The sequence below is a fragment of the Streptomyces sp. NPDC019937 genome, assembly GCF_040631655.1.
In the GTDB taxonomy this organism is placed as follows: Bacteria; Actinomycetota; Actinomycetes; order Streptomycetales; family Streptomycetaceae; genus Streptomyces.
In genome coordinates, this window is record NZ_JBEYAL010000041.1 from 41,377 (window position 1) to 55,176 (window position 13,800).

16 protein-coding genes are annotated in these 13,800 nt (G+C 71.2%); 10 read left to right on the top strand and 6 right to left on the bottom strand.

The features are described 5' to 3' along the window. Window positions 1–152 precede the first annotated feature (152 nt). Both ABZ562_RS32535 and ABZ562_RS32540 read left to right on the top strand, forming a co-directional pair. Complete coding sequence (locus tag ABZ562_RS32535) at window positions 153–995, top strand: class I SAM-dependent methyltransferase (protein ID WP_361486574.1); 843 nt, start codon at window positions 153–155, stop codon at window positions 993–995. Window positions 996–1,077: 82 nt separating this feature from the next. Further along, window positions 1,078–1,626: a DinB family protein gene (locus ABZ562_RS32540; RefSeq protein WP_361486576.1), complete on the top strand. Its 549-nt coding sequence runs from the start codon at window positions 1,078–1,080 to the stop codon at window positions 1,624–1,626. Window positions 1,627–1,678: 52 nt separating this feature from the next. On the opposite strand, the gene ABZ562_RS32545 is transcribed toward ABZ562_RS32540, so the two are convergent. After that, a complete protein-coding gene (locus tag ABZ562_RS32545) occupies window positions 1,679–2,647 on the bottom strand; it encodes a threo-3-hydroxy-L-aspartate ammonia-lyase (RefSeq protein WP_361486578.1) in 969 nt (322 codons plus the stop codon). Between the two features lie 316 nt (window positions 2,648–2,963). On the opposite strand from ABZ562_RS32545, the gene ABZ562_RS32550 reads away from it, so the two are divergent. The 4 genes from ABZ562_RS32550 (at window position 2,964) to ABZ562_RS32565 (ending at window position 6,274) form a co-directional block, all read left to right on the top strand. Beyond that, a complete protein-coding gene (locus ABZ562_RS32550; protein ID WP_361486580.1) occupies window positions 2,964–3,479 on the top strand; it encodes a toxin-antitoxin system HicB family antitoxin in 516 nt (171 codons plus the stop codon). Window positions 3,480–3,586: 107 nt separating this feature from the next. After that, window positions 3,587–4,429 carry a DUF4097 family beta strand repeat-containing protein gene (locus ABZ562_RS32555; RefSeq protein ID WP_361486583.1) on the top strand — a complete coding sequence of 281 codons (843 nt, stop codon included), beginning with the start codon at window positions 3,587–3,589 and terminating at the stop codon, window positions 4,427–4,429. An 85-nt stretch (window positions 4,430–4,514) separates the two neighbouring features. Further along, on the top strand, window positions 4,515–5,495 hold the full coding sequence (locus tag ABZ562_RS32560) for an ATP-binding cassette domain-containing protein (RefSeq protein WP_361486586.1): 981 nt from the start codon (window positions 4,515–4,517) through the stop codon (window positions 5,493–5,495). Continuing rightward, on the top strand, window positions 5,492–6,274 hold the full coding sequence (locus tag ABZ562_RS32565) for an ABC transporter permease (protein ID WP_361486588.1): 783 nt from the start codon (window positions 5,492–5,494) through the stop codon (window positions 6,272–6,274). The genes ABZ562_RS32560 and ABZ562_RS32565 overlap by 4 nt, the downstream gene beginning before the upstream one ends. 74 nt (window positions 6,275–6,348) lie before the next feature. On the opposite strand, the gene ABZ562_RS32570 is transcribed toward ABZ562_RS32565, so the two are convergent. After that, entirely contained in the window at window positions 6,349–6,759 is a 411-nt protein-coding gene (locus ABZ562_RS32570; RefSeq protein WP_361486590.1) for a cupin domain-containing protein, read from the bottom strand. A gap of 140 nt (window positions 6,760–6,899) precedes the next feature. Further along, on the bottom strand, window positions 6,900–7,916 hold the full coding sequence (locus tag ABZ562_RS32575) for a zinc-dependent alcohol dehydrogenase family protein (RefSeq protein WP_361486593.1): 1,017 nt from the start codon (window positions 7,914–7,916) through the stop codon (window positions 6,900–6,902). Window positions 7,917–8,169: 253 nt separating this feature from the next. On the opposite strand from ABZ562_RS32575, the gene ABZ562_RS32580 reads away from it, so the two are divergent. Next, window positions 8,170–9,057, top strand: a complete 888-nt coding sequence (locus tag ABZ562_RS32580; RefSeq protein ID WP_361486596.1) for a helix-turn-helix transcriptional regulator — start codon at window positions 8,170–8,172, stop codon at window positions 9,055–9,057. Between the two features lie 76 nt (window positions 9,058–9,133). Here the strand turns inward: ABZ562_RS32580 and ABZ562_RS32585 are convergent, their stop codons facing one another. Continuing rightward, window positions 9,134–9,646: a PadR family transcriptional regulator gene (locus ABZ562_RS32585; RefSeq protein WP_361486599.1), complete on the bottom strand. Its 513-nt coding sequence runs from the start codon at window positions 9,644–9,646 to the stop codon at window positions 9,134–9,136. Between the two features lie 98 nt (window positions 9,647–9,744). On the opposite strand from ABZ562_RS32585, the gene ABZ562_RS32590 reads away from it, so the two are divergent. Next, window positions 9,745–10,299, top strand: coding sequence for a hypothetical protein (locus ABZ562_RS32590; protein ID WP_361486602.1), 555 nt, complete (start codon window positions 9,745–9,747; stop codon window positions 10,297–10,299). Between the two features lie 58 nt (window positions 10,300–10,357). Here ABZ562_RS32590 and ABZ562_RS32595 read toward each other — a convergent pair whose 3' ends face one another. After that, window positions 10,358–10,873: an MFS transporter gene (locus ABZ562_RS32595; RefSeq protein WP_361486605.1), complete on the bottom strand. Its 516-nt coding sequence runs from the start codon at window positions 10,871–10,873 to the stop codon at window positions 10,358–10,360. On the opposite strand from ABZ562_RS32595, the gene ABZ562_RS32600 reads away from it, so the two are divergent. Then, a complete protein-coding gene (locus ABZ562_RS32600; RefSeq protein ID WP_361486608.1) occupies window positions 10,866–11,549 on the top strand; it encodes a substrate-binding domain-containing protein in 684 nt (227 codons plus the stop codon). The genes ABZ562_RS32595 and ABZ562_RS32600 overlap by 8 nt on opposite strands. Window positions 11,550–11,827: 278 nt before the next feature. On the opposite strand, the gene ABZ562_RS32605 is transcribed toward ABZ562_RS32600, so the two are convergent. Beyond that, window positions 11,828–12,631: an SDR family NAD(P)-dependent oxidoreductase gene (locus ABZ562_RS32605; protein ID WP_361486610.1), complete on the bottom strand. Its 804-nt coding sequence runs from the start codon at window positions 12,629–12,631 to the stop codon at window positions 11,828–11,830. Between the two features lie 124 nt (window positions 12,632–12,755). Between ABZ562_RS32605 and ABZ562_RS32610 the strand changes: the two genes are divergently transcribed. Continuing rightward, entirely contained in the window at window positions 12,756–13,664 is a 909-nt protein-coding gene (locus tag ABZ562_RS32610) for a LysR family transcriptional regulator (protein WP_361486613.1), read from the top strand. Window positions 13,665–13,800 lie beyond the last annotated feature (136 nt).

Here is a 13,800-nt window from a genome sequence, read left to right on the forward strand (position 1 = left end):
CCTGCTGACGGGTCAATCCTGCCGATCCAGACGCCCGGCGTCGGTGGGCCTGAACACCGGATCAGGGGTGGCCCTGCCGACACCCCGGCTCGCCGTCGGCAACGGTGCCTCGCGGCTCCCTCGGACGCCTCCCGGACTGGGATAGTGACCCCATGACCGACGCGTACGAGCGGATGATGGCGGCCAACCAGTCGAACTGGGACGCCCGGACCCCCGTCCACCTCGCCAGCCGGTTCTACGGAATAGACGGGGCCGACGGGGCCGACGGGGGGCCCGACCCGTCCCGCTGGTTCGCCCCATGGGAGTGGGACGACCTCGGCGAGCTGGCCGGACGCGACGTGCTGCACCTGCAGTGCCACCTCGGCACGGAGACGATCGCCTTCGCGCAGCGCGGGGCACGCGCCGTCGGCCTCGACTTCTCCGCGGCGTCCGTGGAGGCGGCGACCGGCATCGCGGCGCGGGCGGGCTTCGACGTGACGTATGTGCGGGCCAACGTGTACGACGCCGTGGAAGCGCTCGGCGGACGGCGGTTCGACGTCGTCTACACCGGCAAGGGTGCCCTGTGCTACCTCCCCGACCTGGACCGCTGGGCCGGCGTCGTCGCCGGTCTGCTGCGCCCCGGCGGCCGCCTGTACGTCGTGGAGTTCCATCCGCTCCTCAACGCGCTGGGCCCGAAGCCCGCCCCCGAGGAGGGCCCCGACCTCCTGCTCCGGCACGACTACCTGGGCGGCGGGGGCCCCGTGCACCGCGACGCGACGCACACGTACACCGACGGCCCGGCCGTCGAGGGCGCGACCGACAGCTACGAGTGGATGCACGGGCTGGACGAGGTCGTCAACGCCCTGGTCGGGGCGGGTCTGAGCGTCCGGCGGCTGCGCGAGTCACCCGAACTGCCCTGGCCCCGCTGGCCCCACATGACCCGCGCCTCATCCGGCTGGTGGCAGCTGCCGGAGCCGCGGATCCCGCTGCTGTACGGGCTTTTGGCGTCCCGTTGAGCGAGGGGCCGCGTCCACCGCGCTCCGGCGATGTCAGTGGTGCCTGACAGACTCGGGCCGTCCCCGTCCAGGAAGGCAGACGATGACCGGTACAGCCTCCCCCGAGCACTACGCGCCCGGCTGGGACGACGACACCCGCCCGGCCCCGCCCTCCGCAGGCGGCGAGCGGGAGACCCTGAGCGCCGTCCTGGACTGGCAGCGGGCGACCTTCGAGCTCAAGTGCGCCGGTCTGCCTCCGGAGCGGCTGTCCGAACGGGCGGTGCCGCCGTCCGGCCTGTCCCTGCACGGCATCGTGCGGCATCTGGCCGGTGTCGAGCGCTGGTGGTTCCGTATCCAGTTCGCCGGTGAGAACGTCCCGATGCTCTACTACTCCGACGACGACCCCGACCAGGACTTCGACAGCCTGGACGGTGACGTCGACGAAGCATTCGCCGTCTGGCGGGCGGAGTGCGAGCGCTCCCGGCACATCACGGCCGCCGCCGCGTCCCTGGAGGAAACGGGGATCCGCAAGCGCACCGGCGAGCCGGTCTCACTGCGACGGATCATGGTGGACCTGATCGCCGAGTACGCACGGCACAACGGGCACGCCGATCTCCTGCGCGAGCGCATCGACGGCTCCACCGGGATGTGACCGGACCGGAGCCGCCGCGCCTGTCGAGCCGCCATCCGCGGCACCGGGCACGTCAGCGGTCGATCAGTTCCGCGAACCGCCGGGCGTTGATGTTGCCGCCGGAGGCGATGAGGCCGATCCTGCGCGGAAGACCTTCGAGACGCCCGGTCATGAGGGCGGCCAGAGGGGTGGCGCCGCTGGGTTCGAGGACGATCTTCAGGCGTTCGAAGGCGAAGCGCATGGCATCGACGATGTCCTCGTCGCCGACGAGGGCGATGGCGTCCACCAGGCGCTGGTTGATGGGGAAGGTGATCTCGCCGGGCGTGGGCAGGGCTTGGCCGTCTGCGATGGTGTGGGGCACGGGGATGGTGACGCGCGCGCCGCTGTCCAGGGAGCGCTTGGTGTCGTCGCCTTCTTCGGGTTCGACGCCGATGACCTTGACGCCGGGGTGAAGCGCCTTGGCGGCCGTGGCGCTCCCGGCGATGAGGCCACCGCCGCCGACGGGCACGACGAGGGCGTCGAGGTCGCCGGTCTCCTCGAAGAGTTCGAGGGCGGCGGTGCCCTGCCCGGCGATGACATGGGGGTGGTCATACGGCGGGATGAGGGCCAGGCCGCGCTCCTCGGCCAGGGCTTCGCCGAGGGCGGTGCGGTCCTGGGTGTAGCGGTCGTAGGTGACGATCTCCGCGCCGTAGCCGGCGGTGGCCTCCAACTTCGAGCGCGGGGCGTCCTCGGGCATGAGGATGACCGCGGTGGTGCCCAGTTCGCGGGCGGCCAGGGCGGTGGCCTGGGCGTGGTTGCCGGAGGAGTAGGCGGCGACGCCCTTGGCCAGTTGCCCGGCGGGCAGTTGGGCGACGGCGTTGTAAGCGCCGCGGAACTTGAAGGCGCCGACGCGCTGGAAGTTCTCGCACTTGATGAACACCTCGGCGCCGACCTGGGCGTTCAGGGTGCGGGAGGTGAGGACGGGCGTGCGGTGGGCGATCCCGTCGAGACGCGCGGCGGCCTCACGGACGTCGTCGAAGGAAACGGGCGGTGCAGCGGCCATGGTGAGTCCCCTTGCGCTGGTGAGAAGTCGAACCGCGTGCTGAGGGTCGCCGAGTCTAGCCCATTCGTCTAGATCTGTAAGAGCAGTCCAGAAAACCCTCCGTGGGCATGGCGCCAGATGGCACCGCGTAGCGCCACCGAGGCGCCACCCGGCACCATTCCGTGCCACCAAAGGTGCGCGGACACGCATGGCACCACCATGACGCAGACTGACTCCCTTACGTTTCCGCAGGTCAAGGGCACTACACCCGCATCCGCCTCGCACGCGACACCCCACAGGCTTGCGCATGACGCCATAGTGGTGCCACTATGGCGTCATGGACCTCACGCCGTATGTCGACACCCTCCGCCGCGAACTCGCGGTGGCCGCCGAAGCCGGCGGGGAAGACGCCCGCGAGCTGGCCGAGCGGCTCACCGCTCCTCTGGAGTCGGCGACCCGTCTGACCATGCTCAATGTGCTCTCCGCCGCGATGGACGAGATCACCCGCGAGCTGGCCCCCGGCTCGGTCGACGTACGGCTGCGCGGGCTCGACCCCGACTTCGTGGTGACGCCGCCGCCCACCGACGGCGGCTCCATGGAAGCGGCGGCCGCGCCCGTCGAACCGCCCAGGGCGCCGGCACCCGCCGACGGCGACGAGGGCGGCACCGCCCGCGTCAATCTGCGGCTGCCGACCCACCTCAAGGCGCGCGCCGAAGAGGCCGCGAGCCGCGAGGGGCTGTCGGTCAACGCGTGGCTGGTGCGGGCGGTGTCGGCCGCGGTCGATGGCGGCACGCGGCCGCATACGCCGCAGAAGTCCCGCACCGGACAGAGCTTCACGGGCTGGGTGCGCTGACCGCACCCGCACCCGCGCCACGCCCACGCCCCACAAAGAACGGCACTTCACCCACACCACGTCCCACCAGCGGGGACGCCCCAAGGACTCACGAGGACGGGACAGCCATGCCTTCTTTCGACACTCCCGAACCGATTTCGGTCGACGCGCACATCGGCGCCGGTTCCCTCCGGATCACCGCCAGCGACCGCCCCGACACCGTCGTCGAGGTACACCCCGCCGGCCCGAAGCGGGACAAGGACGTGCGGGCCGCCGAGCAGACCGAGGTCACGTACGCGAGCGGCGTCCTGACCGTCAGGACGAAGGAACGCCGCCTCATCGGGCCCTCCGGCGCCGTCGACGTGGCGATCGACCTGCCCACGGGCTCACGCGTCGACGTCACCGGCTCCTGGACCTCGGTACTCGGCGAGGGCCGGCTCGGCGAGGTCCGCGTGAAGACCTCGGGCGGTGACGTCCGCCTCGACACGACCGGGCCGCTCCAGATGACCGTCTCCCACGGCTCGATCGCCGTCGACCGGGTCGAGGGCACGGCCGAGATCACCACCAGTTCCGGCAGCATGCGCGTCGGCACCCTTGACGGACCCGCCGTCCTGAAGAACTCGCACGGCACCACGTCCGTCGCCGCCGTGACCGGCGATCTGCGGGTGAGCGGCGCCCACGGCGACATCGACATCGAGCGCGCCGAAAGCTCTGTCACCGCCACCACCGCCTACGGCGCGCTGCGCCTCGCCGACATCGCCTCCGGCACCGTCCAGGCGGAGACCTCCTACGGCGCCATCGAGGTCGGCGTCCGCGACGGCACCGCCGCCTGGCTCGACGTCAACTCCGAGCGCGGGCAGGTGCGCAACACGCTCGCCGACGCCGAGCCCCCCGCGGAGACCGAGGACACCGTCAAGATCCGTGCCCGGACCCGCTGGGGCAACATCGACGTGCGCCGCACCCGGCGCTGAGCACCGGCCCCACCCGGCTCGCCCACTTCCCCAGCCACTTCACCCTTCAGCCTTCGAACGGGAGGGCTCCATGCCTTCATCTGTCATGCCCACATCCAAAAGCACCACGGCCCCCGCCGTCTCCAGCGTCGGTCTGCGCAAGTCGTACGGCGACAAGACCGTGCTCGACGGCATCGATCTGCGCATCCCCGCCGGGTCCGTCTTCGCGCTGCTCGGGCCGAACGGCGCCGGTAAGACCACCACCGTGCAGATCCTGTCCACGCTCATCGCCGCCGACGGCGGGCAGGCCCAGGTCGCCGGCCACGACGTCGCCACGGCACCCGACGGGGTGCGTGCCGCGATCGGCGTCACCGGACAGTTCGCCGCGCTCGACGACCTGCTCACCGCCGAGGAGAACCTGCTCCTCATGGCCGACCTCCTGCGCCTCGACAAGCGCGAGGGCAGGAAGCGCGCCAGGGAACTGCTCGAGCGGTTCGGCATCGCGGACGTCGCGGGCAACCGGGCCGCGACCTTCTCCGGCGGTATGCGGCGCCGGCTCGACATCGCCATGACGCTGGTCGGCGACCCGAAGGTGATCTTCCTGGACGAGCCGACGACCGGGCTCGACCCGCGCAGCCGCCGCACCATGTGGGAGACCGTGCGCTCGCTGGTCGCGGGCGGGGTCACCGTCTTCCTCACCACCCAATACCTGGAAGAGGCCGACCAGTTGGCGGACCGGATCGCCGTGCTCGACGGCGGCCGGATCGTCGCCGAGGGCACCGCCGACGAGCTCAAGGCGCGGATCCCCGGCAGTCACGTACGGCTGCGGTTCGCCGGGACCCAGGAGTACGAGCGCGCGGCGGCCGCCCTCTCCGGCGCGGCCCGCGACGACGAGAACCTCGCCCTGCGCGTGCCGAGCGACGCCGGCATGGAGGCGCTGCGCGCCCTGTTCGACCGGCTCGACGCGGCCGGGATCCGGGCCGCCGACTTCTCCGTCCACACCCCCGACCTCGACGACGTGTTCCTCGCCCTGACCGGCGACGGCAGCACCGGCACCGCCCTTCACATCAAGGAGACCCTGCGATGAGCACGCTCACTTACGCCGTGCACGACTCGATGACGATGCTGCGGCGCAATCTGAAGCACGCCCTGCGCTATCCCGCAGTGTCCCTGGGCCCGGCCATGATGCCCATCCTGATGCTGCTGCTGTTCGTGTACGCCTTCGGGGACTCGATCGGCGCCGGCATGGGCGGCGGCCGGGACGCGTATCTGGAGTATCTGACGCCCGGTGTCATCATCATGGGCGTGGCGGCCGGAGCCATGTCGACCTCGATCGCGGTCTGCCAGGACATGACCGAGGGCATCATCAACCGCTTCCGCACCATGAACATCACACGCTCGTCGTTCATGACGGGCCATGTCGTCGGCAGCGTCATCACGACGGTGGTGAGCCTGGTCCTGGTGGTGGGCGTGGCGCTCGCGCTCGGCTTCCGCCCGGACGCGAACCCGCTGGAGTGGCTGGCGGCGGCCGGACTGATCACGGCCATCGCGTTCGCGGTGGCCTGGCTGTCGGCGGCGCTCGGCCTGATCTCCAAGACGGTGGAGTCCGCGAGCAACAAGCCGCTGCTCATCCAGTTCCTGCCGTTCCTCGGCTCGGCGTTCGTGCCGGCCGACTCGATGGCCCCGGGGCTGCGCTGGTTCGCCCAGAACCAGCCGTTCACCCCGATGACCGAGACCCTGCGCGGTCTGCTCACCGGGTCCCAGATCGGCAACAGCGGCTGGATCTCGCTCGCCTGGTGCGTCGGCATCACCCTGGTCGGCTACGTCTGGTCGCGTTCGCTGTTCAACAGCACCACCAAGCGCTGAGAGCCCGCCAACTTCCGCAGACCCGGTCCGGGTCTGCGGAAGTTGGCGTGGTGCGGTCGCGGCCGCGGTCGCCGTCAGCCGGTGGCCGGGGCGGCGGCGTACTCCTCGTCCGTGACGGGAGTCAGCCAGTGCACCACGTCGTGCTCGGCGTCGCTCTCGTTGATGGCCAGGTGGACCATCAGCCGGTCCGGCGCGGCGCCGTGCCAGTGCTCCTCGTCGGCCTCGAACAGGACGCGGTCGCCGGGACGGATGACCTCGACCGGCCCGCCCCGGCGCTGGCACAGACCGACCCCTTCGGTGACGAAGACGGTCTGGCTCAGCGGGTGGCGGTGCCAGTGGGTGCGGGCGCCGGGCATGAAGTGCACCAGGTTGGCGGTGACCCGGGACGGCGCGGGCGCGGCGGCGACGGCGTCGATGTAGACGTCGCCGGTGAACCAGTCGGCGGGGCCCTTGACGGTGTTGATCGAGCTTCGGGTGATCTGCACGTCGTTCCTTCCTTGTGGGCTGCGGCGGGGGATCAGGGCTCGGCGTGGGGCCAGGGCTCGGCGTGGGGCCAGGGCTCGGCGTGGGGCCAGGGCTCGGCGTGGGGTCAGGGCTCGGCGTGGGGTCAGGGCTCGGCGTGGGGTCAGGGCTTGAGGAGTGCCTTGATGGCGCGGCGCTCGTCCATGGCCTGGTAGCCCTCGGCGACCTGCTCCAGGGGCAGGGTGAGGTCGAAGACCTTGCCCGGGTCGATCCGGCCCGACAGGACGTATTCGATCAGCTGGGGCAGGTAACGGCGCACCGGGGCGGGGCCGCCGCGCAGGCCGACGTGGGAGAAGAACAGCTCCTGACCGTCGACGGCGACCCCGTGGGGGACGCCGACGAAGCCGACGTTGCCGCCCGGCCGCGCCGAGTGCAGCGCCTGCCCCATGGCCTCGGCGGTACCGACGCACTCCAGGACCGCGTCGGCGCCGATCCCGCCGGTGAGGTCCTTGATCCGCGCGATGCCTTCCTCGCCGCGCTCGGTGACGATGTCGGTGGCGCCGAATTCCCGGGCCAGCTTCTGGCGGGACGCGTGGCGGCTCATCGCGATGATCCGCTCCGCGCCCATCTCCTTCGCCGCGATCACCGCGCACAGGCCGACCGCTCCGTCGCCGACGACGACGGCGGTGGAGCCGGGCCGGACCTCGGCGGCGTCGGCGGCCCACCAGCCGGTGCCCATCACGTCGGAGACGGCCAGCAGTCCGGGCCAGAACTCCTCGTCCGGCACCTCGTCGGTGGCGACCAGGGTGCCCTGAGCGTTGGGGATGCGCACGTAATCGGCCTGACAGGTGCCCATGAACTCGCGGTTCAGGCAGTTGGCCTGGAAGCCGTTGCGGCAGTTGGCGCAGGTGTTGTCCGACGTGGCGAACGAGCCGACGACGAACTGGCCCGGCCTGACCGAGGTGACGTCGCTGCCGACCTCTTCCACGAAGCCGACGTACTCATGCCCCATCGGGTGTGCCTCGTCGGTCGGCTCCACGCCGCGGTAGGGCCACAGGTCGGATCCGCAGACACAGGTGACGGCCGTGCGGATGATCGCGTCGGTGGGCTTGAGGATCTTGGGGTCGTCGAGGGTCTCGAAGCGCACATCGCCGGGGGCGTGGATGACTGCTCCGCGCATGGGGGGACGTCCTTACGTGCTCAGGGTGGGCGCTGGTGCCCGAGTGCGGTTGCGTACCGGGCGCGAGGAGACGGCACCGCCGTGGGTGCCGTCGCGTCCCGGACGGGCGCTTCCGGGTGCGGCGCCATGGCGCCGCGGACGGGAAGTGCCACGCCGTCCAGGTAACCGGATGTCCGCGCGGACAGCGAGATACCAGTGAGAGGTGTACTGCCAGTACACCCCTCGCGCGGCGCGCAGGCCGTACGGTCGAGGTGTGGACAACCGTGACGAGGTCCGCGAGTTCCTCACCTCGCGGCGAGCGAAGATCACCCCCGAGCGGGCCGGCCTGCCCTCCGGGAGCAGGAGGCGCGTGCCGGGGCTGCGCAGGAGCGAGGTCGCGACCCTGGCCGACATGAGCGTCGAGTACTACGCGAAACTCGAGCGGGGCAACCTCGCCGGGGTCTCACCGGCCGTCCTCGAAGCCGTCGCCCGCGCCCTGCGGCTGGACGACGCCGAGCGTGCCTATCTCCTGCATCTCGCGCAGGCCGCCGACGGCTCCGACGCCCTCACCCGTCCCCGGCGCCGTACCACCCGGCAGTGGACGCCGCACCGCAGCCTGCAGTGGACCCTGGACGCGATCACGGCCGGGCCCGCGTTCGTGCGCAACGCCCGCATGGACGTCCTCGCCACCAACCAGCTCGCCCGCGCCTTTTACGCCGACCTCTACGCCACGCCCCGCAACCACGCGAACCTCGCCCGGTTCAACTTCCTCGACCCCGCCTCCCGGCGCTTCTACCCCGACTGGGACCTCTTCGCCGACATGGCGGTGGCCATCCTGCGCACCGAGGCCGGCCGCAACCCCCACGACAAGGACCTGCACGACCTCGTCGGCGAGCTGTCCACCCGCAGCGAGGAGTTCCGCGCCCGCTGGGGCGCCCACAACGTGCGCCGTCACGGCACCGGCACCAAGCGGTTCCACCACTCGGCCATCGGCGACCTCACGCTCGCCTACGAGGGTCTGGAGATGGCCGCCGAACCCGGCCTCACCCTCACCATCTACACCGCCGAACCCGGCTCCCCCTCGGAAGAGGGCCTGCGCCTGCTCGCCTCCTGGGCCGCCACCCAGGAGACCGGCTCGCCCACCCGGCAATCCACCGGCTGAGGCACCCGGGGCCGAACGGCGGGGCCCGGATGGACTCCGGCACCGCCGTCCGGCCGATGCCCCGCCGGCCCGGGACCTACGTGATCTGCCCGGCCGCCCACTCGGCCCATTCGCGGCGCATGGCGTTGAACCGCAGGCCGTATTCCAGAACGATCCGGCCGTGGGACGAGAGGTTGTCGTCGTCCCAGTCGATGGATTCGGCCAGGCGGCGCAGGCTCTCCTCCCCCTGGGCCGACATGTCGGCCAGTTCGGCGAGGTAGGTCTGCGCCTGGGCGGGAGTCAGGACGCCGAGGAAGAACACGCGCAGCAGGATCTCGCTGCGGGTGTTGCGCTGTGGCGTGGTCTCGGTCAGCCAATGCCGGAGTTCGGCCATCCCCTCCTCGGTGAGGGCGTACTCCTTGCGGCCTCTCGGCCCCTCGGCGGCCACGGTGATCAGACCGCCGCGCGCGAGCTTGGTCAGCTCGGTGTAGATCTGGCTCTGGGTCGCCGGCCAGACGGTGGCCAGCGAAGTGTCGAACGTTTTCAGCAGGTCATAGCCACTGGCGGGCCGGTCGGAGAGAAGCCCCAGCAAGGCATGTCGAAGGCTCATGCCCTCACCCTACCTTCCACTATTGACATGTCACTTTAGGAAGGTCTAACTTCCCCATGTCGGAAGAGGAGATAACCGGACCGAACGGGGAATCACCGATGTCGTATCTGCGCACCTTCCTCCCATGGATCGTCTTCGCCGTGCTCCCGTCCGGCCAGTGGAAGTGGGCGGCACTCGCCGCGCTGGTGATCGCGGTGGCGGTGACCGTTCAGCAGCGCCGGGCCGGCGCCGGATTGGACAGCCTGATCATCGAGGTGAGTTCGGCGGCCTTCTTCGCGGTCCTGGCCGTGATCGCCTTCGTCGACCCGCACTCCGCCGTGCACGACTATTCGGCGGCCGCGTCGTCCGGCACGCTGGCGGTCGTCGCCGGGATCTCGCTGGCCGTCGGCAAGCCGTTCACCCTGGGCATCGCCAAGCGCACCACGCCCCGTGAGATCTGGAACCTCAAGCCCTTCCTCCGGGTCAACACCGTCATCACCGCCGTGTGGACCGCCGCCTTCGCCGTGACCGCCGTCGTGCTCGCCGTCGTCGCGCACACCGGCAACGGCCACTCCACTCCGGCCACCCTCATCCAGGTCGCCGGGTTCGTGATCCCGATGGTGTTCACCATCCGCTACGTCGCCACCGCTCAGGCCAGGGCCGGCGCCGCGTAGTACAGAAACGCCGTACGGCCTCGGGCAGGGGACGCGCCCCGCGTGAGCGGGGACGACGTCACCTGGTCCCCTTGATGAACAGGACGGCGAAGGCGCCCAGCAGGGCGAATCCCGCGGCGCCGAGGGAGAGGACCGCGTAGTTCGAACCGCCTCCGATGGCCAGGAACAGGGGCGCGATGGCGGGCGCCACGCCCTGCGGAAGGGCGTTGGCGACGTTGAACAGCCCCATGCCCTTGGCGGCTTCGGTCTCGCTGTCGGGCAGGACGGAGACGACCAGCGCGTGGTCGACGCCCACGTAGACGCCCTGTCCCAGACTGTCGACGGCGATGCCCACGATGAAGCCGGTCAGCGTGGAGGAGAGCGCGATGACGCCCATACCGGCGCCGAACAGCAGGGACGCCGCCACGATGAAGACCTTGCGGCGCTGGAGCCGGTCGGACAGCCAGCCGCTGACGTTGCTGCCGAGGACGACCCCCACGGCGAGGACGAGCATGGCCCGGCTCAGGATCGAGGCGGCCCGGTCCGTGGTGTACCCGAGGTGGTCCATCAGGAAGTACGTCTTGTAGGTGAGCAACAGCGCCCGCCGCGTCAGCGCCCTGCTGATGATGCCCGACGGCGACCACCGCGACTTCCTCGCCGCCGAGCACACCCACGGCACCGCCATCGTCCTGGTCGGCCGGCCCGCCGCCGGCCTGACCGCCGACGTCGTCAAAACCGACGACGACCACGCCGTCCAGCAGGCCACCCAGCACCTCATCGGCCTCGGCCACCACCGCATCGCCGCACTCACCGGGCGCCTGGACTCCTTCCGCGCCACGCAGCGGCTCAGCGGCTACCGCAGCGCCCTCGCGCAGGCCGGGGTCGGGGAGGAACCAGGGCTGGTGGTCGGCGACCTGGCGCCCCCTCAGCAGGCCCGCGACGCGGTCGCGCACCTGCTGGAGCTGCCGTCGCCCCCCCCCACGGCCGTCCTCGCGCTCAACCTCGGCATCAGCACGGGGGTCCTCATCGAACGGCTCGCCGGGCGGCACGCGTTCGCCTTCATCGGACTCGACGAGACCGACGTCTCCAAGGGGCTCGGCGTCTCGGCCGTCGTCCGCGACCCGCAGGAAGTCGGCCGCCAGGCGGCGCGCCTGGCCACCGACAGGACCGCCACCCCCGACCGCCCGCCGCGCACCGTCACCGTCCCCAGCAGCTACGTCCGGCGGGGGCACCGGCGAAGTCGGGCCCACGGGCAGCGGCGCCCGGTCTGACCGCAATTCCGTGGAGGCGTCCGGCGCCCGCGTGCTCTACTCCGGCCATGGGCAGCTCGAATGGGTCCGTGACGCCCAGGCCGAGGTGTGGCTGTACTTTCTCGCACAGGAGGCCAAGGCGGTCGCCGCTCCCGCCGAATGGCTCGTCGCCGCCCGCGAGCACTGGGAGTTGCAGGCCACGGCCGGGTTCACGGGGTGTGTGTCGTCCTGCCTGGACGAACACGTCGGAACGGATCCCGATCGCGTCGCCCTCACCGCGCGGCAGGACGCCCCCCCCCTCAGCCGAACGCGGCCAGGGAGACCGGCTGCCACTCGCGCCAGGTGCTCAGACGCTCCTCGTAGAGACCGGCGACATCGGGGAAGGACTTGCCGAGGAGGATCCTCAGTGGGGGCCGCTCCGCGTCGACGATCCGAAGAATCGCCTCGCGGGTCGCGCGCGGGTCGCCGACCTCGAATTCCTGCGCGGTGACCGTGTGGACTTCGGTGTAGTCCGGGTGCCGCTCACTGTGCTGTGCCCCGCGGGCCAGCCAGTCGGTGGCATAGGGGCCGGGCTCGACGTTCGTGATGTGAACGCCGAAGGCCGCCACTTCCTGCGCCAGCGACTCCGACAATCCCTCGAGAGCCCATTTCGAGGCGTGGTACGCGCCGATGCCGGGGAACGCCCGTACGCCGCCCTCGCTGGTCACTTGCAGGATCCTGCCCGATCGCTGCGCCCGCATGAGGGGCAACACCGCCTGCGTGACCCACACCGCGCCGAAGAAGTTGGTCTCCATCTGGGCCCGGAGTTCGTCCTCGTTCACCTCCTCGACCATACCGAAATGCCCGTAGCCGGCGTTGTTGACCGCGATGTCCAGCGAACCGAAATGCGAGTGGGCACGCCGCACCGCCTCATGCACCGCGGCACGGTCGGTGACGTCGAGCCGCACCGGCAGCACCGCGTCCCCGTACCGCTCGACCAGAGGGGTCAGCCGGCTGACATCCCGAGCAGTCGCCGCGACGCGATCTCCGCGTTCGAGCGCGGCGTCCGCCCACTCTCGGCCGAACCCCCTCGAGCTGCCCGTGATGAACCACGTCTTCGCCATGATCGGTACTCCCTGTGGATGGATCGCCTGCGTAGCCACTCCATCGTGCTGCCGGTCAAGGTATTCCACCAGCGAAGGTCTGACATGGCAGACATGCGGCCTCGGAATACGTCAGAATGGCCGCATGGCCGAGCTGTCCCTCACTGGTCTCCGCGTCGTCCAGGCCGTGGTCGACACAGGATCGTTCACCGCCGCGGCCGACGCGCTCGGGTACACCCAGTCAGCGGTGTCCCATCAGGTGGCGGCCATGGAAGCCGCCGCGGGCGCACCGCTGTTCGTCCGGGGCGCCCGCGGGGTGACCCCCTCCCCCGCGGGCATGATGCTCGCCCGCCGAGCCGCGACGGTCCTCAACGAGATCGACGCCGTCAGCACGGACCTCGCCGGGCTGAAGGACCACGTCACCGGACGAGTCGCCATCGCGGCCTTCTCCTCGGCCGCCGCCGTGCTCGTCCCCCGCACACTGGCCCGCCTCCGAAACGACCACCCGGGTCTGATCGTCGAGTTCGTCGAGGCGTCCTCGCCCACGCAGCTCCGCCAACTCCGTGCCCATCGCATCGACGTCGCGGTGATCGGCGTGGGACCGGACCTGCCCGCCTACGATTTCGAAGGGCTGCGCCGCGAACTGCTCTTCGACGGCAGCCTCCTGCTCGCCGTCCCCGCGCACCACCGGTTCGCCGGCCGTGGAACCATCCCGGTGGCCGAGCTGAGGGACGAACCCTGGATCGTCGGCAAGGGCCTCCGCGACGACCCCCAGTTCGGCGCCTGGCCAACCCTCGACCACCCACGCATCGCCTATGCCGCCCGCGAATGGCCCACTCGCCTCGGCCTGGTCGCCACAGGTCTCGGCATCGCCGTACTCCCCGAAGTGGCCGCCGCCTCGGTCCCCACCGGCGTCCACACCGTCCGCGTCGACGACCCCGCCTGGCTCGGCCGGGCGATCGTCGCCGTCACGATCCGAGACCGCTCTCCCGAGGTGACGGCCACCGTGGGGGCGCTGCGCCACGAGGCCGCGCAGCTTCGTACGGCGCCATGACGCCGCACCCGGCGCTCCCGGCATGACCGCACCGTCGAATCGATCACTGCCCTACGGTTCATCGCCGGCCCCACAGCTGTGCGGCTGTGATCGTCCACGGATTCCACGGAGCACAAAGTGGTACTCGTGGGGGCGC

Bases quoted from the DNA above. Each gene is read 5' to 3' on its own strand.
- ABZ562_RS32545 (WP_361486578.1), bottom strand. From the start codon at position 2,647: ATGGCCGCTGCACCGCCCGTTTCCTTCGACGACGTCCGTGAGGCCGCC.
- ABZ562_RS32555 (WP_361486583.1), top strand. From the start codon at position 3,587: ATGCCTTCTTTCGACACTCCCGAACCGATTTCGGTCGACGCGCACATC.
- ABZ562_RS32560 (WP_361486586.1), top strand. From the start codon at position 4,515: ATGCCCACATCCAAAAGCACCACGGCCCCCGCCGTCTCCAGCGTCGGT.
- ABZ562_RS32550 (WP_361486580.1), top strand. From the start codon at position 2,964: ATGGACCTCACGCCGTATGTCGACACCCTCCGCCGCGAACTCGCGGTG.
- ABZ562_RS32605 (WP_361486610.1), bottom strand. From the start codon at position 12,631: ATGGCGAAGACGTGGTTCATCACGGGCAGCTCGAGGGGGTTCGGCCGA.
- ABZ562_RS32535 (WP_361486574.1), top strand. From the start codon at position 153: ATGACCGACGCGTACGAGCGGATGATGGCGGCCAACCAGTCGAACTGG.
- ABZ562_RS32565 (WP_361486588.1), top strand. From the start codon at position 5,492: ATGAGCACGCTCACTTACGCCGTGCACGACTCGATGACGATGCTGCGG.
- ABZ562_RS32610 (WP_361486613.1), top strand. From the start codon at position 12,756: ATGGCCGAGCTGTCCCTCACTGGTCTCCGCGTCGTCCAGGCCGTGGTC.
- ABZ562_RS32575 (WP_361486593.1), bottom strand. From the start codon at position 7,916: ATGCGCGGAGCAGTCATCCACGCCCCCGGCGATGTGCGCTTCGAGACC.
- ABZ562_RS32585 (WP_361486599.1), bottom strand. From the start codon at position 9,646: ATGAGCCTTCGACATGCCTTGCTGGGGCTTCTCTCCGACCGGCCCGCC.
- ABZ562_RS32590 (WP_361486602.1), top strand. From the start codon at position 9,745: ATGTCGTATCTGCGCACCTTCCTCCCATGGATCGTCTTCGCCGTGCTC.
- ABZ562_RS32540 (WP_361486576.1), top strand. From the start codon at position 1,078: ATGACCGGTACAGCCTCCCCCGAGCACTACGCGCCCGGCTGGGACGAC.